Annotated in this window: 18 protein-coding genes and 1 riboswitch; of the genes, 9 read left to right on the top strand and 9 right to left on the bottom strand. The window is 71.1% G+C overall.

What is annotated here, in order from left to right; all coding sequences use genetic code 11:
• The first annotated feature begins 126 nt into the window (after nucleotides 1–126).
• Nucleotides 127–828, top strand: a complete 702-nt coding sequence (locus tag ACIQTP_RS07310; protein ID WP_190168162.1) for an SDR family oxidoreductase — start codon at nucleotides 127–129, stop codon at nucleotides 826–828.
• Nucleotides 829–875: 47 nt separating this feature from the next.
• On the opposite strand, the gene ACIQTP_RS07305 is transcribed toward ACIQTP_RS07310, so the two are convergent.
• Nucleotides 876–2,258 (bottom strand): VWA domain-containing protein, encoded by a 1,383-nt coding sequence (locus ACIQTP_RS07305; RefSeq protein WP_403397156.1) that lies wholly within the window; start codon nucleotides 2,256–2,258, stop codon nucleotides 876–878.
• Entirely contained in the window at nucleotides 2,255–3,112 is an 858-nt protein-coding gene (locus tag ACIQTP_RS07300; protein WP_382175766.1) for an AAA family ATPase, read from the bottom strand. The genes ACIQTP_RS07305 and ACIQTP_RS07300 overlap by 4 nt, the downstream gene beginning before the upstream one ends.
• Nucleotides 3,113–3,271: 159 nt before the next feature.
• Between ACIQTP_RS07300 and ACIQTP_RS07295 the strand changes: the two genes are divergently transcribed.
• On the top strand, nucleotides 3,272–3,841 hold the full coding sequence (locus ACIQTP_RS07295) for a TetR/AcrR family transcriptional regulator (RefSeq protein ID WP_403397154.1): 570 nt from the start codon (nucleotides 3,272–3,274) through the stop codon (nucleotides 3,839–3,841).
• A gap of 63 nt (nucleotides 3,842–3,904) precedes the next feature.
• On the opposite strand, the gene ACIQTP_RS07290 is transcribed toward ACIQTP_RS07295, so the two are convergent.
• Nucleotides 3,905–4,258, bottom strand: a complete 354-nt coding sequence (locus ACIQTP_RS07290) for an SCO4225 family membrane protein (protein ID WP_403397152.1) — start codon at nucleotides 4,256–4,258, stop codon at nucleotides 3,905–3,907.
• Nucleotides 4,259–4,705: 447 nt separating this feature from the next.
• Nucleotides 4,706–5,908, bottom strand: a complete 1,203-nt coding sequence (locus ACIQTP_RS07285; protein WP_403397150.1) for a CaiB/BaiF CoA transferase family protein — start codon at nucleotides 5,906–5,908, stop codon at nucleotides 4,706–4,708.
• Nucleotides 5,909–6,161: 253 nt separating this feature from the next.
• Between ACIQTP_RS07285 and ACIQTP_RS07280 the strand changes: the two genes are divergently transcribed.
• Together ACIQTP_RS07280 and ACIQTP_RS07275 are read left to right on the top strand one after the other, a co-directional pair.
• Nucleotides 6,162–7,064, top strand: coding sequence for a helix-turn-helix domain-containing protein (locus ACIQTP_RS07280; RefSeq protein ID WP_403397148.1), 903 nt, complete (start codon nucleotides 6,162–6,164; stop codon nucleotides 7,062–7,064).
• Nucleotides 7,061–8,080, top strand: a complete 1,020-nt coding sequence (locus tag ACIQTP_RS07275) for a hypothetical protein (RefSeq protein ID WP_403397145.1) — start codon at nucleotides 7,061–7,063, stop codon at nucleotides 8,078–8,080. Before ACIQTP_RS07280 ends, ACIQTP_RS07275 begins: the two co-directional genes overlap by 4 nt.
• A 103-nt stretch (nucleotides 8,081–8,183) precedes the next feature.
• Here ACIQTP_RS07275 and ACIQTP_RS07270 read toward each other — a convergent pair whose 3' ends face one another.
• Nucleotides 8,184–9,227 carry a zinc-binding dehydrogenase gene (locus ACIQTP_RS07270; RefSeq protein ID WP_403397143.1) on the bottom strand — a complete coding sequence of 348 codons (1,044 nt, stop codon included), beginning with the start codon at nucleotides 9,225–9,227 and terminating at the stop codon, nucleotides 8,184–8,186.
• 283 nt (nucleotides 9,228–9,510) lie between these two features.
• Here ACIQTP_RS07270 and ACIQTP_RS07265 point away from each other — a divergent pair, with 283 nt between their 5' ends.
• The gene (locus ACIQTP_RS07265) at nucleotides 9,511–9,996 is read left to right on the top strand and encodes a hypothetical protein (RefSeq protein ID WP_403397141.1); all 486 of its coding nucleotides are present in this window, start codon (nucleotides 9,511–9,513) and stop codon (nucleotides 9,994–9,996) included.
• A gap of 55 nt (nucleotides 9,997–10,051) precedes the next feature.
• Here the strand turns inward: ACIQTP_RS07265 and ACIQTP_RS07260 are convergent, their stop codons facing one another.
• Nucleotides 10,052–11,344: a YhgE/Pip domain-containing protein gene (locus ACIQTP_RS07260; protein ID WP_403397139.1), complete on the bottom strand. Its 1,293-nt coding sequence runs from the start codon at nucleotides 11,342–11,344 to the stop codon at nucleotides 10,052–10,054.
• A gap of 605 nt (nucleotides 11,345–11,949) precedes the next feature.
• Between ACIQTP_RS07260 and ACIQTP_RS07255 the strand changes: the two genes are divergently transcribed.
• A complete protein-coding gene (locus tag ACIQTP_RS07255; protein ID WP_403397137.1) occupies nucleotides 11,950–12,744 on the top strand; it encodes a maleylpyruvate isomerase family mycothiol-dependent enzyme in 795 nt (264 codons plus the stop codon).
• Nucleotides 12,745–12,799: 55 nt separating this feature from the next.
• Here the strand turns inward: ACIQTP_RS07255 and ACIQTP_RS07250 are convergent, their stop codons facing one another.
• The gene (locus ACIQTP_RS07250) at nucleotides 12,800–13,345 is read right to left on the bottom strand and encodes a MarR family winged helix-turn-helix transcriptional regulator (protein WP_403397135.1); all 546 of its coding nucleotides are present in this window, start codon (nucleotides 13,343–13,345) and stop codon (nucleotides 12,800–12,802) included.
• Nucleotides 13,346–13,501: 156 nt separating this feature from the next.
• Here ACIQTP_RS07250 and ACIQTP_RS07245 point away from each other — a divergent pair, with 156 nt between their 5' ends.
• Nucleotides 13,502–14,017, top strand: a complete 516-nt coding sequence (locus ACIQTP_RS07245) for a YceI family protein (protein ID WP_402047412.1) — start codon at nucleotides 13,502–13,504, stop codon at nucleotides 14,015–14,017.
• A 141-nt stretch (nucleotides 14,018–14,158) separates the two neighbouring features.
• Here ACIQTP_RS07245 and ACIQTP_RS07240 read toward each other — a convergent pair whose 3' ends face one another.
• Complete coding sequence (locus ACIQTP_RS07240; protein ID WP_403397133.1) at nucleotides 14,159–14,848, bottom strand: glutathione S-transferase C-terminal domain-containing protein; 690 nt, start codon at nucleotides 14,846–14,848, stop codon at nucleotides 14,159–14,161.
• A gap of 152 nt (nucleotides 14,849–15,000) precedes the next feature.
• Nucleotides 15,001–15,075: a putative leader peptide gene (locus ACIQTP_RS07235; protein ID WP_351299548.1), complete on the bottom strand. Its 75-nt coding sequence runs from the start codon at nucleotides 15,073–15,075 to the stop codon at nucleotides 15,001–15,003.
• Nucleotides 15,076–15,111: 36 nt separating this feature from the next.
• Nucleotides 15,112–15,258, bottom strand: a riboswitch (SAM riboswitch).
• Nucleotides 15,259–15,723: 465 nt separating this feature from the next.
• Here ACIQTP_RS07235 and ACIQTP_RS07230 point away from each other — a divergent pair.
• Both ACIQTP_RS07230 and ACIQTP_RS07225 read left to right on the top strand, forming a co-directional pair.
• The gene (locus ACIQTP_RS07230; RefSeq protein WP_403397131.1) at nucleotides 15,724–16,689 is read left to right on the top strand and encodes an amino acid ABC transporter permease; all 966 of its coding nucleotides are present in this window, start codon (nucleotides 15,724–15,726) and stop codon (nucleotides 16,687–16,689) included.
• Nucleotides 16,686–17,510, top strand: coding sequence for an amino acid ABC transporter ATP-binding protein (locus ACIQTP_RS07225; RefSeq protein ID WP_403397129.1), 825 nt, complete (start codon nucleotides 16,686–16,688; stop codon nucleotides 17,508–17,510). The genes ACIQTP_RS07230 and ACIQTP_RS07225 overlap by 4 nt, the downstream gene beginning before the upstream one ends.
• Nucleotides 17,511–17,515 lie beyond the last annotated feature (5 nt).

The following is a 17,515-nucleotide window of genomic DNA, read 5'->3' as shown; positions in this document are numbered from 1 at the left end:
TTTTCGTGTCCGCTCTTTGCCCCCTCCTTGCCCCCCTTCGCCTCCCGCCTTGCTCTTGGAAACCGATCGGTTTACGCTTCCGGTGAAGAGAAACCGATCGGTTTCCTCGTGGCTTCGGGAGTTCTCATGACATCCATCGAAGGTTCGGTCGTCCTGGTCACCGGCGGCAGCCGCGGCATCGGCCGGGCACTGGTGCAGGCCCTCTACGAGCGTGGCGCGTCCAAGGTGTACGCCACCGCACGCGACCCGCGGACCGTCACGCACCCCGACGCCGTGCCGCTGGCGCTGGAAGTGAGCGACCCCGCGTCCGTCGCCGCGGCCGCCGAGCGCGCGCAGGACGTCACCGTCCTGATCAACAACGCGGGCGCGTCCGTGAACGCGAACTTCCTGGACTCGCCCGTAGAGGACGTCCGCCGCGAGTTCGAGACGAACTTCTTCGGCCCCCTCCTCGTCACGCGCGCCTTCGTGCCGATCATCGAGCGCAACGGCGGCGGTCACCTCCTCAACGTCCACTCGGTGCTGTCGTGGGTAGGGCTCCTGGGCTCCTACAGCGCCTCCAAGGCGGCCTTCTGGTCGCAGACCAACTCCCTGCGCCTCGACCTGAAGCCGCGCGGCATCGACGTCACGGGACTGCATGTCGGTTACGTCGACACCGACATGGCCGCGAAGGTGGACGCGCCGAAGTCCTCGCCCGAGAGCGTCGCGGCACAGGCCCTCGACGGCATCGAGTCCGGTGCCTTCGAGGTGCTGGCCGACGACCTCACCCGGCAGGTGAAGGCCCAGCTGGCCGAGGACCTGGGCGTGATGTACCCGCAGCTGGTCGCGTAAGGGAGTCGGGGACACGGGGAGGTCGGTTCCGTCCCGCCCCCCGGCGGTCAGACCGGCAGCAGCCGGCCGATCAGCCCGCTGAGCTGCCGTACGTTGCGGCACTCGTGCATCTCGACGAGCTCGGCGTACTCGGGCGCCGCCGAGTCGCCCGTACCCCACTGGGAGAGCGGCTCGGGGTTCAACCAGTAGACACGGCGGGCCCGTTCGGAGAACCGCCGGACGGCCGGCAGATTCGGGTCACCCATGTTCGTCCGCGCGTCGCCGAGGACGAACACGGTCGTACGCGGCCCCACCGCGTCGAGGTACCGCTCGGCGAACTCGCCGAACGCGACGCCGTAGTCGCTGCTGTCGTGCCAGCCCGTCAGTGTCGCCTCCGAGCGGATCCGGGCGCCCAGCCCCTCGGGATCGGCCGCGCCGTGCACGAGCAGGCCGGTCACCTCGTCGATCCGGTTGACGAAGGCGAACACCCGCACCTTGCTGAACTGGTCGTGCAGCGCCTGCACCAACAGCATCGTGAAGTCCGAGAAGCCCGCCACCGAGCCCGACACATCACACAGCAGCACCAGTTCGGGCCGGACCGGGCGGCGCCTGCGCAGCACGGGCTTCATGGGCACCCCGCCGGTGGACAGCGAACCGCGCAGGGTCCGCCGCAGGTCGATGGTGCCGCGCGCGGCCCGGCGACGGCGTGCGGCGAGCCGGGTGGCCAGCTTGCGCGCCAGCGGCTGCACGGTTCTGCGCAGCTCGGCGAGCCGGTCCCGCCCCGCGAACAGGAAGTCGACCCGGTCGGCGGTCGGGGCCACCGCCCGCCGCGCCATCTCGTCCCGGCCGCGCCGCTCGGCGACCCGGCGCCGCGCCTCCGTGGCCACCAGCGCGCGGAACACCTCGATACGCCGCCGGATCTCGTCCTCCAGCAGCCGGTCGGCGAACCCCGCCGCTCCGTCCTGCCCTGCCCGGACGCTGTCACGGACGCGCGCCATCAGCGTCTGCGGGCGGAGCCGGTCGAGTGTCTGGTACGACGACCAGCCGTCCGACCCCGGCGAGGAACCGTAGCCCCCGAAACCGTCCACCGCCTCGATCGCGAGCCGCTCCAGCGTCTCCCGGTCGCCCGCGGCGAGCGCGGCCGCGAGCCGGTCGCGCAGCTCCTCCCGGTCGGCGGCGGGAGCGTCGCTCTCCGGCCCGTCGGACATCGGTGGCCCGACGAGACGCGGGAAGTACAGGTCGAAGACGGGGTCGAACACCCGGCGCTGCCCCGTGCTGTGCAACAGCGTGGCGGCGAGGCCCTCACGCAGCAGCTCCCGGTCGGCCAGGCCGAGCGCCGCCACCGCCTGCGCGGCGTCCACCGTCTCGCCGGTGCCGATCCGCACGCCGTGCGCGCGCAACGCGCCGACCAGCCCTGTCAGCCGCTCGGCGACGCCCGTCGGCGCGTTCACATGGCGTCCAGGTCGAGCTTGGCGGCCGCCTTGAGGATGTCGTCCTGGTGCTTGAGGAGCACGCCGAGGCTGTCACGTACGACGGTCCCGTCGAGGGTGTCGGCCCCGAGCGCGAGCAGGGTGCGCGCCCAGTCGATCGTCTCGGCGACCGAGGGGACCTTCCGCAGGTCCATCTCGCGCAGCGCGCCGACCACCCGCACCACCGACTCCGTCAGCGCCGCGTCCAGACCCGGCACCTTCAGCCGTACGATGCGACGCTCCAACTCCTCCTCCGGGAAGCCGATGTGGAGGAAGAGGCAGCGGCGGCGCAGCGCCTCCGACAGCTCACGGCTCGCGTTCGAGGTGAGGACCACGAAGGGCCGGCTGGTCGCGGCGATCGTGCCGAGCTCCGGGACGGTGACCTGGAAGTCGCTGAGCACCTCCAGCAACAGCCCCTCCACCTCGACGTCGGCCTTGTCCGTCTCGTCGATCAGCAGCACCTTGGGGTCGTCGCCGCGGATGGCGGTCAACAGGGGGCGCGCCAGCAGGAACTCCTCGCTGAAGATGTCCGTGCGCGCCTCGTCCCACGTCTCGTCGCGGCCCGCGCTGATGCGCAGCAGCTGCTTGGCGTGGTTCCACTCGTACAGCGCCCGGGACTCGTCGACGCCCTCGTAGCACTGAAGCCGGACCAGTCGCGCCCCGGCCACCTGGGCGACGGCCTTGGCGAGTTCGGTCTTGCCGACCCCGGCGGGGCCCTCCACCAGCAGCGGCTTGCCCAGGCGGTCGGCCAGGAAGACCGTGGTCGCGACCGCAGGCGAGGCCAGATAGCCGGTCTCGGCGAGACGCGCCGAGACATCGTCGACGGAAGTGAACAGCAACGGGGCCTCCAGCGCGGCACGGCGAGGTGGGACACACGGGTCCGAACGCCACTATCCAAGCGCTTGTTCAGTCGCTGTGTCACGTGTGATTGCGCCCACGCGGTCTGGGGACACCGATCGGTTTCCTTGTCTCGTCCCGCGCGGTAACCTGCCCTTATGGCCACTACAGACAAGGCGTCCACCAGGGACCGGTTGCTGGACGCGGCGGCCGACCTCGTCTACCGCGAGGGCGTATCCGTCGGCATCGAGGCGCTGTGCCGGTCGGCCGGCGTCTCGAAGCGGTCGATGTACCAGCTCTTCGAGAGCAAGGACGACGTCCTCGCGGCGAGCCTGGAACGGCGGATTTCGCGGTACGAGAAGCAGCTCGCGCCGGATCCGGAGGACGCCGGGACGCCGCGCGAGCGCATCCTGGGCATCTTCGACCGGCTGGAGGCGGCCTCGGCGCGGCCCGAGTACCGCGGCTGCCCGTTTCTCGCCGCACTCGTCGAACTCAAGGACCCCGGGCACCCGGCGTCGGTGGTCGCGGGCGGCGCGAAGGGGCGTCTGCAAGAGGTGTTCCGTACGCAGGCCGAACTGGGTGGTGCGCGTGATCCCGCGCTTCTCGCCCGGCAGTTGATGCTGGTCTTCGACGGCGCGAGCGCCCGGGCCGGTGCCGGGATCGAGACGCTGGAAGGGCTGACCACGACGACGGTGACGGCACTGCTGGACGCGGGCGGGGTGAAGTAGGCGGGACCGACGCCCGCCCGGCCGGCACCTCCGGCCATCACCTTGCGCGCCAGGCGTTGACCTTCAGGCGCTGGGCGCGGTGCCGGGGAACGGCTGGCGGAGCCTGTGGACGACGTGGCCCATGAAGGCGGCGTTCGCGAGGGCGGCGAAGGCGATCCCCGCGAGGTGGAGGGCGGTGAACAGGCCGGTGCTCGCGCCGGAGAGGGTGCCGGCGGGCAGGAGGGTGTACAGCAGGCTCAGCGGGGCGGTCAGCAGCCAGGGGACCACGGCGGCCATGGAGGCGTCGGGGTGGTCGACGAAGAAGGCGTCGAAGAGGAAGTAGCCGGTCGCGGCGGTGACGGCGGCCAGGTAGACACGGGAGAGCCAGTTGTCCGTGGCCCGGATGAGTGCGGTACGGGTGCGGCGCGAGATGTTCATGATGTCCTCCGTCGGATGAAGCCGGTGGCGCGGTCCCCCTCTCCGCGTCGGTGCCGGAGGGGCGTCGACATCACGATGGCGGCCGCGTCCGCGAGCGGGCATGAGTACGACTACTCATCCGATCCGACTGATCCACTCAGGTGGCATACGGGCGTCACGGCTGCGGTCCGTTCTGACAGGGCACCGGCACCGGCATCGGGACCGCGGCCGGCCGGCGCGCGGCGGGGACCGGGAGGGGCCGGTGCACCGGCACCGAGGCGGGCCACGACAGGGCGATGCGTGCCCCCGTCCATACCCGCCGGATCTGTACGCAGGGCGGGTCTTCGAGAACCTGGAAGAGGGCGGCGCGCACGCCCAGGGCATCGGGTTCGGCACCCTCGTCGAGCGCGGCCGGGCCGCCGCGGCCGCGCTGCCCGCCGAGCTGGTGTGCGCCGGTTTCTCGAGGATTCAGACGACGCCGTCGGCCCGGAGCGCGTCGATGTCGGCCGCGCTGTGTCCCAGCGCGGCCAGGATCGTGTCGGTGTGCTCGCCGACAGCGGGAACGGCGTCCATACGGGGAGTGACCCCGGCCAGGTCGACGGGCGGCAGCAGCGCGGGCACCGGCCCCGCGCCCCCGGGCAGTCGTACGTCCTGCCAGCGGTTGCGCTCCTCGAGTACGGGGTGGGTGAGGAACTCCGCGACCGTGTTCACACCGGAGTTGGCGATCCCCGCCGCGTCCAGCAGCTTCATCGCCTCCTGACTGTCCAGCGCGCGGAAGCGCTCGGTCACGATCGCGTTCAGCTCCTCCCGGTGGGACACGCGGTCCGAGCCGGTGGCGAAACGCGCGTCGTCGACGAGGTCCGGGCGTCCCAGGAACCGCTCGCACAGCGAAGCCCATTCGCGCTCGTTCTGGATCGAGAAGAGCACGTCCTTGCCGTCGGCCGCGGGGTAGGCGCCGTACGGGGCGATGGTGGCGTGCTGGGTGCCGAGCCGTGGCGGCTGGGTGCCGCCGTGGCGCGTGTAGTACGCCGGCTGCCCCATCCACTCCGCCAGCGCCTCGAACAGCGAGACCTCCACCGCGCGGGCGACTCCCGTGGTGGCGCGCGTGAACAGGGCGGTGAGGACGCCCGAGTAGGCGTACATCCCGGCCGCGATGTCGGCGATCGACACCCCGGCCCGGGCGGACCCGTGCTCGTTCCCCGTCAGGGAGACCAGCCCGGTCTGGCACTGCACCAGCAGGTCGTACGCCTTGCGATCGGCCCAGGGCCCGCTGGTTCCGTATCCGGAGATGGTGCAAGGGATCAGGGACGGGTACCGCTCCCGCAGCGCCGGGGCGTCGAGTCCGAGCCGGGTGGCCGCGCCCGGCGCCAGGTTCTGCACGAAGACGTCGGCATCGGCGAGCAGTCGCTCCAGGATGTCCCGGCCCCGGGCCGACTTCAGGTCCAGGGTCAGGGACTCCTTGGAGCGGTTCAGCCATACGAAGTAGCTGGACTCGCCGTGCACGGTGGTGTCGTAGCGACGGGCGAAGTCGCCGCCTCCCGGGCGTTCCACCTTGATCACCCGGGCGCCGAGGTCGGCCAGCTGACGGGTGGCGTACGGCGCCGCCACCGCCTGCTCGACGCTGACGACGGTGATGCCGGAGAGCGGAAGCGCTTCGGAGAGCTCGGTCATGGGGCGACCTCCAGAGGCGGGCCGGGAGACCGCGGCGACGCGGCCGTGATGCCATCATGGTCGCTCATGGAGGCCTCGGTGAGGTCGGCAGCGTCATGCGGGGCGGCGGATCCGCCGCACCTGGTCCGGCCCGCGGTCACCCGGCGGATCCGCACACCCCGTCTTCGCCGGCGAACGTTCACCGAGCGCTGAGCCCTCGGGTATCCCGATCAGGGTGTGGTTGGCCCTCGCGGGGGAGCCCAATACTCGGCGCATGGACGGAAAACGACAGCTGGGTGAGTTCCTGCGGGCGCGCCGCTCGCAGCTGCGGCCCGAGGACCTCGGCGTGGTCACGTACGGCGAACGCCGTCGCGTGCCGGGGCTGCGGCGCGAGGAACTGGCCCGGCTCGCCGGGGTGAGCGAGTCGTACTACGCGCGGCTGGAGCAGGGGCAGTCCCAGGCCTCCCCGGACGTCCTGGACGCGATCGCCCAGGCACTGCGGCTGAGCGAGGCCGAGCGGCGGCACCTGCGGGAGCTGTCCGCCGGTGCCCGGCGCCGGCCCCGAACGCGCCGCCCGGCGCCGGAACGGGTCTCACCCGCGGTCGCCCAACTCCTGGGCGTGCTCTCGGAGGTGCCCGTGGTGGTGACGGGCCGGTACAGCGACGTACTGGCGTGGAACCGCGCCGGGCACGCGCTGTACGCCGGACACCTCGACCCGGACGGCCCGGACCGGCCGGGTGACCGTCCCAACATGGCCCGGCTGGTGTTCCTCGACGCCCACACACGCGATCTGTACGCGGACTGGCCGGCCAAGGCCAGAGCCGTCGTGGGCGCGTTGCGCCTGGCGTCCGGGCAGTACCCCGACGACCCGGCACTCGCCTCGCTCGTCGGTGAACTGGCTCTCAACAGCGCCGAGTTCGCGGCGATGTGGACCGACCACCGGGTCAAGTCCAGCGACGTCGCGGTCTACGCGATGCGGCATCCGCTGGTCGGCGCCATGGACGTCACCCAGCAGACGCTGCACACCGAACAGGGACAGTACGTCGTCGTCGCGACCACCGAGGCCGACTCGCCGTCCCGGGCCGCCATGACCCTCCTGACCCACAGCACGGCGACGGCCGGCCCGTCCGCCGTGCGCCCGAAAACCACCGCGACAGAGACAGCGAAGGAAGCATGAGAAAGAAACTGACCGCACGGCGACTGACCGCGCGGAAACTGACCGCACTCGCCTATACGGTCACGGCCGCCGGAATGACCGCCGTGACCGCCCTCACCGCGTCCCCCGCGGCAGCCGCCACCGGGCCGCTCGCGAAGCCCCGTATCGCCGCGCACTTCGACCTGGCACGAGGGCAGATGCCCGAGAACATCGCGCTGGAGCCCGACGGCACGGCCGACGTCACCTTCGCGGCCGCCCGGCAGGTGGCCGCCGTCAGCACGGCGGGCGCGACCCGCGTCCTGGCCACTCTGCCGGCCCCGGCCGACGGCGGAGTGCACACCCCGGTCCTCGGCTTCGCCCTGACCACCGGCATCGCCCGGGCCCACGACGGAACGCTGTACTTCCTCTACGCCACCGGAACTTCGGACCTGACCGGCCTGTGGCGGCTGCGCCCGGGCGGCACCCCGCAGCGCATCGCCGCCCTCCCCGCGGACGGTCTGCCCAACGGACTGGTGCTGGACGAGCACCGCGGCAGGCTCTACATAGCCGACTCCGCACTGGGAAAGATCTACACCGTCCCCACGAAGGGCTCCACGGACAGTGAACCGGTCACCTGGTCCGCCGCCCCCGAACTCGCCGCGACCGGTTTCCTCGGCGTCAACGGTCTGAAGATCCACGACGACGCGCTGTGGGCGACCAACCTCGACCGGGGTACCGTGCTGCGCGTCCCGTTCGGCCCGGGCGGCGGCCCCGGCTCCCTCCGGATCCGCGCGACGGGCCTCACCGGCATCGACGACTTCGCCTTCACCGGCCACGGCGACGAGATCCTGGCCGCGCTCAACGGCCCCAACACGGTCGTACGCATCCGCCGCGACGGCACCTCGTCGACCGTACTCACCGCCGCCGACGGCCTGCAGAACCCGACCTCCGTCGCGCTGCGCCACGGCACGCTTTACGTGCTCAGCGCCGCCTACACCACGTCCGCGGACCCCAACCTCCTGCTGGCTCCCGCATCGATCGGAAGGAGCCGGAAGTAGTTCGTCCGAGTCTCAACTCCTCGAACAGTGCCCGCGCCCCGGGTCTTTGAGGGGCGCGGGCACTGCGCGACCAGCCCCCCGCGCCCGCACCGGATCCCCGGGACTACCGCTCGTCGTCGAACGTCACGACGACCTTCTCCGCCGCACCCGGCGTCAGCGCGAGCTCGAACGCGTGCTTGGCGTCACCGAAGGGAACACGGTGGCTGATGAGCTTGGCGAAGCGCTCGTGGTGCTCGACGAGTTCGGGGGTGACCTCGAAGATCTCGGTGGGGTAGCCCTGCGAGGCGATGAGCGTCAGCTCACTGCGGAGCATCCCGCCGAGATCGACCGCGTCGGACTTCTTCTGCACGGCCACCATGACCAGCTTCGCCCCCCACTTCGCCGACTCGACCGTGGTGTTGATGACGGCCGCGACCCCGGCCGCGTCGATGTAGATGTCGGTGTCGGGACGGGGCTGCCCGAGCGCGTTGGCGGCCTGGCCGTGCAACTCGGTCAGCCGCTCGGTCACGTTCTCCTCGGCGGAGTTGACGACGGCGTCGGCGCCGACGGCGAGCGCGGTCTCCAGGCGCTCGGGGAGGACGTCGGCGACCGTGACGTGCTGGACGCCCCGCAGCTTCAGCCAGATCGCCGCGCCGAGACCGATCGGACCTGCACCGAAGATCACGACCTTGTCGGTCGGTTTGGCCTCGGACCGGTTGACGCAGTGGCGTGCGACGGCCATGGGCTCGTTGAGGGCCGCGACGTCGAAGGGAACGGTCTTGGGGAAGACGGCGACGCTCTTGCCGATCCCGGCGTTCTCGATGAGGAGGTACTCGGCGAGGGCGCCGTACCTGGCGCCGCAGCCGATGATGCCGGAAGGGGCGTCCTGGGGGTTGACCACCACACGGTCGCCCACCTTCAAGTCCTCGACCTCGGCGCCGACCTCGACGATCTCACCCGCGGGCTCGTGACCGAGGGGGATCGGGACCATGGAGCCGTCGGGGCCGAAGGGGGCGCCGCCGATGTGCAGGAAGAAGGTGTCGGTTCCACAGATGCCACAGGCGCGGATGCGCATGAGGACGTCCTTGGGCCCGGGTGCGGGGCGCTCGACCTCGACGATGTCGACGGCGTTGACGGGGCCGGTCCGTACGGACTTCATGGTGGCCATGGAGGGATTCACTTTCTGAAGACGGCGTGACGGAGGCCGCCTCCGCTCGAGGACGCCCCGGTCTGTGCGTCAGCCACTGGCTTACTTGAGTCAGGCAAACATATGTGAAGTGCTTGAGTCAAGCAAATAATCTCGAAGTCGCTTGACTCGGGCAATCAGATGCTTGGGCTGGGCCCATGTCCACCCCGCCGCCCGCCGACGGCCCGTCGTGAACAGGTCGCGGCGTCCCTTCGTATCCCTTGTCGAGTACGCGCGAACCGCACCGCAGAGGGAAAGAGACGACGTGCCCCAGCAGCGACGGCAAGGACGCCTCGGCCGAACGCCTTCCCCCGCCCGCCTCGCACGCCGGGCCGCGGTCGCCGGGGGCCTGGCCCTGCTTCCCCTGACCGTGGGCTGCGACGCCGGAGGCGAGGAGGCGGCGGCCGAGCGCAAGGCGTCGAAGAAGACCGCCGCCGTCGAGGTGGTGGCGCCGGCGGACGTCGAGGTGATCGCGAACCTCACCGGATGCAAGGTCACGATCCGCATCGACGCGACGGAACTGCGCGAGGGCGCCTGTCACACCGAGACCGGCGACTACCTCATCACGATGTTCCCCGAAGAGCGCTACAAGGTGACCTGGCTGGACAGCGCCGCGATCTACGGCGGCACCTGTCTCGTCGGCCCGCGCTGGGCGATCAGCGCGGAGCCGAAGGTCCTCGAACCGCTGCGCGCGAAGGTCGGTGGAAGCGTCCGGCGACTGCGGGGTTCCGACGCCACGACCGGGCCTTGACCAGGACCCGCCCCCACGGTGCGCCGTCCCCTCTCGCGTGACGTCTTCCACGGGATCAGTCGGAGGGTTGGGGGGTGAGGCGGTGCAGGCCCTTGCGGTCGTAGTAGCGGGTCATGGCGAGGCCGAAGAGGAGGGCGAGGGCGGCGCCGACGGCGATCATGATCCAGGCGCGGGTGAGGCCGGCGTCGGCGCGGGCGTCGAAGAAGAGGATGGCGCGGACACCGACGCTGAGTTGGCGCATGGGTTCGAAGACGCTCAGGAAACGGTAGAAGCCCGGGACGGCTTCGAGGGGGACGGTGGAACCGGAGGAGGGCAGGCCCAGGACGATGAACACGAACATGGAGACGAGCTGGCCGATGCCCCCGAAGGCGGCGTTGATGGCCTGCACGCCCAGGCCGACGGCCAGTGACGCGCAGTAGGAGTAGATCCACAGCAGCGGCAGGTGCGAGGCGTCCATGCCGAGGATCCCGACCGTGGCGATCATGACCAGTGTGGTGGTGAGGACGGTGATCCCCGCGGTCATGGCCATCTTCAGCAGCAGCGTCTGGGTGCGGCTGATGGGCACGGTGGGACGTCGGGCGTGCCAGGGGCCGATCTCGTTGTCGGCGTAGCCGAGGCCGGTGTCGACGCCGTTGCTGATGACGTTGCCGCCGAGGAACCCGGCGAGGACGAGGAGCAGGGTGTAGTAGAACGCGCTCAGTCCCAGGCCGCTGTGGTCGCCGATGGGGTGGCCGACCTGGGTGGTGACGGCGACGGGGTCGGTCAGCACGAGGCGGGTGGTGGCGTCGGCCTGTGCGGTGGCGGGGGAGTCCATCAGCTGCTCGCCGACGGCCAGGGAGGCCTGCTGGGCGGCCTGTTGGGCGATCCGGCTCGCGAGGGAGGAGCCGAGGCTGCCCATGCCCGGGTTGGTGAGCACCGTCAGGGTGGGCCGGGTGCTGGCGTTCGCCGTGGTGAGGGCGGCGGTGACGGTGGTGAAGTCGGCGGGGACGACCAAGGCGCCGTAGATCTTGCCGGAGGCCAGTCTGTCCTGGGCCTCGGCGCGGGTGAGGAGTTGCCAGTCGGCCTTGCCGGAGGTGTCGGCGGTGATGGAGCGGGTGATCTGTGTGCCGAGGTTCGTGTTCTGCCCGGGCAGCGGTCTGCCCTGGTCGGTGTTGACGATGCCGATCGGCAGGTGGCGCAGCTCCCCGTTCGGGTTCACGATGCCGCCCATGTAGAGCAGTGAGAGCAGGAACGCCAGCAGACCGCACAGCACGGTCGGCACCAGCCACAGCTTCGGCCGGCGCAGGAGCGCGCCGGCGCTTGCCCGGACGGGGGCGTCGTCGGCGGTGGGCGTGCTGTCGGCGGCCATGGCTCTCCGTGGGTGGGCGCGGCGCGGAACCTGCGTGGGCGGGTACGGGCGCCCGCACCAGGCCAGGATGGAGGCTGCGGCGGCGCGGCGGTCAGCGACGCGCCGCGCCCGGAGCGCCACGAGGGCACCGCGGCTCCTGCTCAGCGCACCGTCGATGAACCGCTGGGGCGTGCCCATGCCGCCGCGGGCGCCGAGGACCGAGCCGAGGACCGCGATACCGAGGGCACCGCCGATCTCACGGACGATGCCGTTGGCCCCGGAGGCCTTGCCGGTCTGCCCCTTGCCGACCGGGAGGAAGAGCGCGAGGGCTGCCCTTCATCACCCGCGAGATGCTGACGGAGGGCGAAGTGCCGGGCCGGTCCTCGGACTTCGACGCCTGGGTCGCCGACGCGCTCGCCCGCGGCGACGCCGACGAACACGTCGCGGCCTTCCGGACCAGGGCGCCCGGTATGCCGTACGCCCGTCCGACGTGCCGACCGGGCGGCGCGTACCACCGGCGAAGGATTCATGATGGGCTTCTCCAAGCGGTCCTTCCAGACCGCGGTGTGAACCCTTGAAACCCTCCGTACCGACACAAACCGCTTCCATCTCAATGGAGTTGAGACATGAACGACCGTGCCGACCAGACCATCGACGCCCTGCGCGGCGGACACGACTACCTCACCGCCGTGGTGCACGGGCTCGCCACCGCCGACCTCACCCGGCCGTCCGGGGCGTCGGAGTGGGACGTGTCCCAGGTCCTCAGCCACCTGGGCAGCGGCGCGGAGATCGGCCTGGCCTCCCTGGAGGGCGCGCTGAACGGCACCGGGCCCAAGGGCGGCGACTTCAACAAGTCGGTGTGGGCGCGCTGGGACGCGATGTCCCCGGTCGAGCGCGCCGAGACCTTCGTGACCGCCAACGAGGCGCTGGTGCGCGGGTACGAGGCTCTCGACCCGCGGGCCCGTGCCGAACTCCGGGTGGACCTCGGCTTCCTGCCCGCGCCCGTGGACGTCACCACGGTGGCGGGTCTGCGGCTCGGCGAGTTCACCCACCACACCTGGGACGTGGAGGTGGCCTTCGACCGTACGGCGGTCCTGGCGCCCGCCGCGGTCGAGCCGCTCCTCGACCAGGCCGGCCTGCTCATAGGCTTCCTCGGCAAGGTCGATGCCCTCGGCGGCCGGCAGGTTCGCCTCGCCGTCCGCACCACCGCTCCCCGGCGCGCGTTCGGGCTCGACCTGGCCGACGCGGTCGCGCTCACCGACGAGCCTGCCGAGCCCGACGCCGTCCTGAGCGCACCGGCCGAGTGGTGGCTGCGGCTCGTCACCGGCCGCCATGCCGCCGCCCACACCCCGGCCGAGGTGACCCTCAAGGGCGACACCCTCACCCTGGACGACCTGCGACGGGTCTTCCCCGGGTTCTGATCCGCCGGACGGCGCGCGACTCCGTGCCCCGTAGGCCTGTCCGGACCTGAAGGGGCTACTTGCTCGGCCCCTCGGGGGCCTGATCGCCACCCTCGACCTGCCCGGAGTCCGCACCGGGATGCGGCGAGGGTGGCAACAGGTCGTGCAGTGCCTCGTACCGCTGCGCGCAGGCCGTCTGCGCGATGGCCTGCGAGACGGCATCGGCCAGCGGGCCCGTGGACTCGCGCAGCAGCCGGCGCGCCTTGTCCGTGAGGGCCACCTCGATACCGCGCCGGTCGCCGCACGCCGAACGCCGCGTGATCAGTCCCGCGTGCTGCAGACACGCCACCTGATAGGTCAGCCGCGTCTTGGGGCGTCCCAGTAGTTCCGCGATCTGGGTCATCCGCAGGCTGGATCCGGGCTGGTCGGCCAGCAGACACAGCACCAGGAACTCGTCGTGCGAGACGTCGAGGGTGTCCTTGACGCGGGCACGCAGCTGCTGCTCGATCGCCCCCGCCGCCGCCAGGAGACGCATCCACGCCCGCAGCGGGGCGGGCAGCAGCTCACAGTCGCCCGACGGATCACGTTCGGGCAGGTCAGCGGGGGCGGAAGGGTCGGCCATAGTGTCACAGTCTACCGGTTGTCCAAATTTGAAGAACCGGCTAGCGTGGGGTCATCCAAATTTGGATGACTGCGTTGTCCCCACAGTCCCCGTGTGCCGCGCGCCCCGTGCGTCGCGCGCTCCTGTGCACCGCCCGTAACCGTCTGGAGAACTCTCGTGACCGTCGCCGTCGAAACCGGCCTGTGGCAGCTCGACCCCGCCCGTACCGCCGTCGCCATCAAGCACAAGACGATGTGGGGCATGGTCACGGTGAAGGGCACCTTCACCGGAGTAACCGGAGAGGGCGAGGTCCAGCCCGACGGGACCGCTCGCGGCACCATCACCCTGGACGTCGCGTCCCTGGACACGAAGAACGCCAAGCGGGACAAGCACCTGCGCTCCGCCGACCTCTTCGACGCCGACCGCCACCCCACGATCACCTTCGCCGTCCGCGACGCCGTCCTCGGTCAGGACGACACCGTGGAGATCAACGGGCAGCTGACCGTGCGCGGCATCAGCCGGCCGCAGCCCGTCACCGGCCGGGTGACCGGGGCGAGCGCCGACACCGTCACGCTCACCACGGAGTTCACCGTGGACCGCGACCAGTTCGACCTGGGCTGGAACCAGATGGGCATGATCCGCGGCCTGACCACCGTCACCGGCACGCTCGTCTTCACGCGCGCCAAGGCCTGATCTTCACGCGCGCCAAGGCCTGATCTTCACGCGCGCCAAGGCCTGATCTTCACCCGCGTCAGGGCCTGAGCCGACGCGGCGCCGGGGCCCGGGGCCCGGGGCCTGCGGCCCTGTCGGCCCCGGCGACTTTGGCGTACGCGCTCAGCGGACCTTGCCGTGGAAGGCCGGGTGGGCGTCGAGCCGACGTACGTAGTCCTGGAGGCGACCGTACGGGCCGAGGGATTCCGTCGGGCCGAGTTGGGTCAGGGCCACCCAGAGGTCGACGTCCGCGGCCGTCAGCTCGTCGCCCAACGCATAGGGGTGCGAGGCGAGTTGCCGGTCCAGCGACTGGAGTGCCGTCGTGCGCGCAAGCGGCGGCGCGGTGGGGGTGACGTCGCGGTCGAGGAGTTCGCGCAAGGCGTCGATGTCCGCGGTGAGGGCCGGTGGGTTGAGCCGGGGGAGGCGGGCGTCGCCCTGACAGGCCGGCAGTCCGGCGAGGTCGCGCAGGATGTCGGGCGTGTGGTTGCTCACGATCCGTCCGCTCCAACGGTCGCACAGCGCGGGCGCGGTGAGCGGACCGTCGTAGTGATGCCAGGTGGCCTCGTACGCGCCGCGCAGTGCGGCGAACGCGCCAGGTGTCTCGGCGGGAAGCGTCAGCAGCGTGGTGGCGACCGAGTCGTGGAGACCGAGCAGCTCCAGGGTGACCGAGATGCGCAGCGAACGCGGACAGCCCGCGGAGAGGTACAGCTGATAGCGGTGCGGCGCCGGGTAGAAACCGCCGGCCAGGCCGACGCCGATGCGGCTGCGGATGCGGTGCGGGCGAGGGGCGGCGAGCGAGACTGTCTTGGGCATGACTCTCCAGGGAACGTCGAAGCCCCCGCGGCCCGTTGGGCGGCGGTGGCGGAACGGAGTGACTGCGCTGACGTACGGACCTGTCCGGATCGCGGGACGCGCCTGGCCGGACGGACCGCATGGACCAGTACGCGCTGGACGAACCGCATGGACTAGTACGCGCTGGAGACCCGCTGCAGATCGATGTGCAGGCGCCTGGTCAGACCGTTCGTGCTCCTCCTGGCCATTCCCATCGCTCCCGTGTCCGGGGCTCGCGAGAGGCGAGACCACGCTTGCCCCGCCGCACCGGCGGAACCCGGTCGTCACCCGGGGCACCCCGTCGCGGTGGAAGGGTTGCCTGTCAGCGGGCCGGGGCCGATAACCGCGTCGAACGGGAGGAACCCGCACGACGGGCGCTGACAATCGTGACCGTCCCTGTCAGTCTCGGTGCGGTCCGCGGAGCCGTCAAGAAGGCATATGCGCGGTCTCACCACGTGGTCATTCCGGCCGGTGCGCGTTGACATTCGTTTGGGGCCATGCCTAACTTACGCCGCATCGGACCGGATCGATTCCGGTCCCTTCGAGGCCCAGCGGGGCGGAATGGTGACGGTGAACGCGATGTACGCAGCTGACGGGACGACCGCTTCGCGGCGCCACGGCTGCCCCGCCACCGCACTGTGTTGTCCCTCCCGCGGCGCCCGCCGTCTCTGTCAGGGCTGACCGCTTCCGCCTTCCGCGGCATTGAACGTCCGCACGGCTCGACCTCCCTCACCCGCCGCCCTGTCGGCGTGCTGTCGGTGAGCCTCCCCCTCCGTACCCCCTGACATCCGTCTGTCCCCGCGCGCACCGCCGTCGTACGGGCCGCGGCGGTGTGTCCGCATTCGTTGGAGCCCTCCATGAGTGAATCCCTGGGCTCCGCCGTGCCGTTGAGCACGACGGAGCCCCGCCCGGCCGCGGCACAGCGCGTGCTGCCCCTGCGCCACCCCGGCCGCTGGATCGCCTCGGCGGTCGTGCTCGTCGTGGTCGCCCAGATCGTCCACGGGCTGGCGACCAACCCCTTCTTCCAGTGGGACCGGTTCCAGTACTGGTTTCTGCGTCCCACGATTCTCGACGGCCTGCTCATCACCCTCGAAGTGACGCTCTACAGTGCCGTGTTGGGCCTGCTCGGGGGCATCCTGCTCGCGCTGGCCCGGCTCTCCAGGAGCCCCGTGCTGCGCGCGGTGAGCTGGGTCTACATCTGGCTGTTCCGCTCGGTGCCGCTCATCGTCGTCCTGCTCTTCCTCTACAACTTCAGCGCGCTCTACAAGACGCTGAGCCTTGGTGTCCCCTTCGGGCCCGCCTTCCTCACCTTCGACGAGTCGCGGCTCGCCACCGACATGGTCGTCGCGGTCGTCGGACTGAGCCTCAACGAGGCGGCGTACGCGGCGGAAGTGGTCCGCGGCGGCATCCTCTCCGTCGACCAGGGCCAGCACGAGGCGGCCTCCGCCCTCGGTCTGCCCAAGGGCTACCAGTTCAGGAAGATCGTGTTCCCGCAGGCGCTGCGCTCCATCACCCCGAACTACGTCAACCAGCTGATCGGCCTGATCAAGGGCACCTCGCTGGTCTTCTACGTCTCGCTGCTCGACCTCTTCGGCTCGGTGCAGAGCATGGGCTCCACCTACCCCGGCGACATCGTGCCGCTGCTGCTCGTCGCCACCGTCTGGTACCTGATCCTCACGAGTGTCGTGTCCGTCGTCCAGTTCTACGTCGAGCGGTACTACTCGCGGGGCGCGCTGCGCTCCCTCCCGCCGACCCCGTTGCAGAAGGTCCGGAGTGGTCTGCGTGACCTGCGGGCCCGGGTCCGCAAGGAGGCGGCGATATGACCGGCGAGACACTCGCGATCCGACCGGCCGCCGTCGAGGTGCGCGATGTGCACAAATGGTACGGCGCCCACCGTGTGCTGAACGGAGTGGAGCTGACGGTGCGGCCCGGTGAGGTCACCGTGATCCTCGGCCCGTCCGGCTCGGGCAAGTCCACCCTCCTCAGGGTGATCAACCACCTGGAGAAGCCCGAGATCGGCCATGTCAGCCTGAACGGCGAGCTCATAGGCGTACGCCGACATGGCGAGCGCAGCGAGACGGGGGTCCCCCCGGCCGAAGGCAGGGGGAGGCTCAAGGAGCTGACCGAGCGGGCGATCCTGGCCCAGCGCGGCCGGATCGGGTTCGTCTTCCAGAACTTCAACCTGTTCCCGCATCTGACGGTGCTGGACAACGTGGCGGCCGCGCCGGTGGCGACCCGACGGCTGAAGCGGCCCGAGGCCCGGGAACTCGCGCGCACCCTCCTCGACCGCGTGGGTCTGGCCGACAAGGCCGACGCCTATCCACGGCAGTTGTCGGGCGGTCAGCAGCAGCGGGTCGCCATCGCCCGCGCCCTCGCGCTGCGGCCCGGAGTCATCCTCTTCGACGAGCCGACCTCCGCCCTCGACCCCGAGCTGGTCGGCGAGGTGCTCGCCGTCATCAAGGACCTGGCCACCAGCGGCACCACGCTTCTCATCGTGACCCACGAGATCGGCTTCGCCCGCGAGGTGGCCGACCGGATCGTCTTCCTCGACGAGGGCCGCGTCGTCGAACAGGGCTCACCCACCGAGGTGTTGGACCACCCGGTACATGAGCGGACCAGGGACTTCCTGAGCAAGGTCCTCTGAACCCC

Source organism: Streptomyces sp. NPDC090798, from assembly GCF_044768965.1.
Lineage (GTDB): Bacteria > Actinomycetota > Actinomycetes > Streptomycetales > Streptomycetaceae > Streptomyces.
This window is presented reverse-complemented; position numbering and strand designations above follow the sequence as displayed.

Bases quoted from the DNA above. Each gene is read 5' to 3' on its own strand.
- ACIQTP_RS07285 (WP_403397150.1), bottom strand. From the start codon at position 5,908: ATGACCGAGCTCTCCGAAGCGCTTCCGCTCTCCGGCATCACCGTCGTC.
- ACIQTP_RS07230 (WP_403397131.1), top strand. From the start codon at position 15,724: ATGAGTGAATCCCTGGGCTCCGCCGTGCCGTTGAGCACGACGGAGCCC.
- ACIQTP_RS07295 (WP_403397154.1), top strand. From the start codon at position 3,272: ATGGCCACTACAGACAAGGCGTCCACCAGGGACCGGTTGCTGGACGCG.
- ACIQTP_RS07280 (WP_403397148.1), top strand. From the start codon at position 6,162: ATGGACGGAAAACGACAGCTGGGTGAGTTCCTGCGGGCGCGCCGCTCG.
- ACIQTP_RS07255 (WP_403397137.1), top strand. From the start codon at position 11,950: ATGAACGACCGTGCCGACCAGACCATCGACGCCCTGCGCGGCGGACAC.
- ACIQTP_RS07225 (WP_403397129.1), top strand. From the start codon at position 16,686: ATGACCGGCGAGACACTCGCGATCCGACCGGCCGCCGTCGAGGTGCGC.
- ACIQTP_RS07310 (WP_190168162.1), top strand. From the start codon at position 127: ATGACATCCATCGAAGGTTCGGTCGTCCTGGTCACCGGCGGCAGCCGC.
- ACIQTP_RS07270 (WP_403397143.1), bottom strand. From the start codon at position 9,227: ATGGCCACCATGAAGTCCGTACGGACCGGCCCCGTCAACGCCGTCGAC.
- ACIQTP_RS07260 (WP_403397139.1), bottom strand. From the start codon at position 11,344: ATGGCCGCCGACAGCACGCCCACCGCCGACGACGCCCCCGTCCGGGCA.
- ACIQTP_RS07250 (WP_403397135.1), bottom strand. From the start codon at position 13,345: ATGGCCGACCCTTCCGCCCCCGCTGACCTGCCCGAACGTGATCCGTCG.
- ACIQTP_RS07290 (WP_403397152.1), bottom strand. From the start codon at position 4,258: ATGAACATCTCGCGCCGCACCCGTACCGCACTCATCCGGGCCACGGAC.
- ACIQTP_RS07275 (WP_403397145.1), top strand. From the start codon at position 7,061: ATGAGAAAGAAACTGACCGCACGGCGACTGACCGCGCGGAAACTGACC.
- ACIQTP_RS07240 (WP_403397133.1), bottom strand. From the start codon at position 14,848: ATGCCCAAGACAGTCTCGCTCGCCGCCCCTCGCCCGCACCGCATCCGC.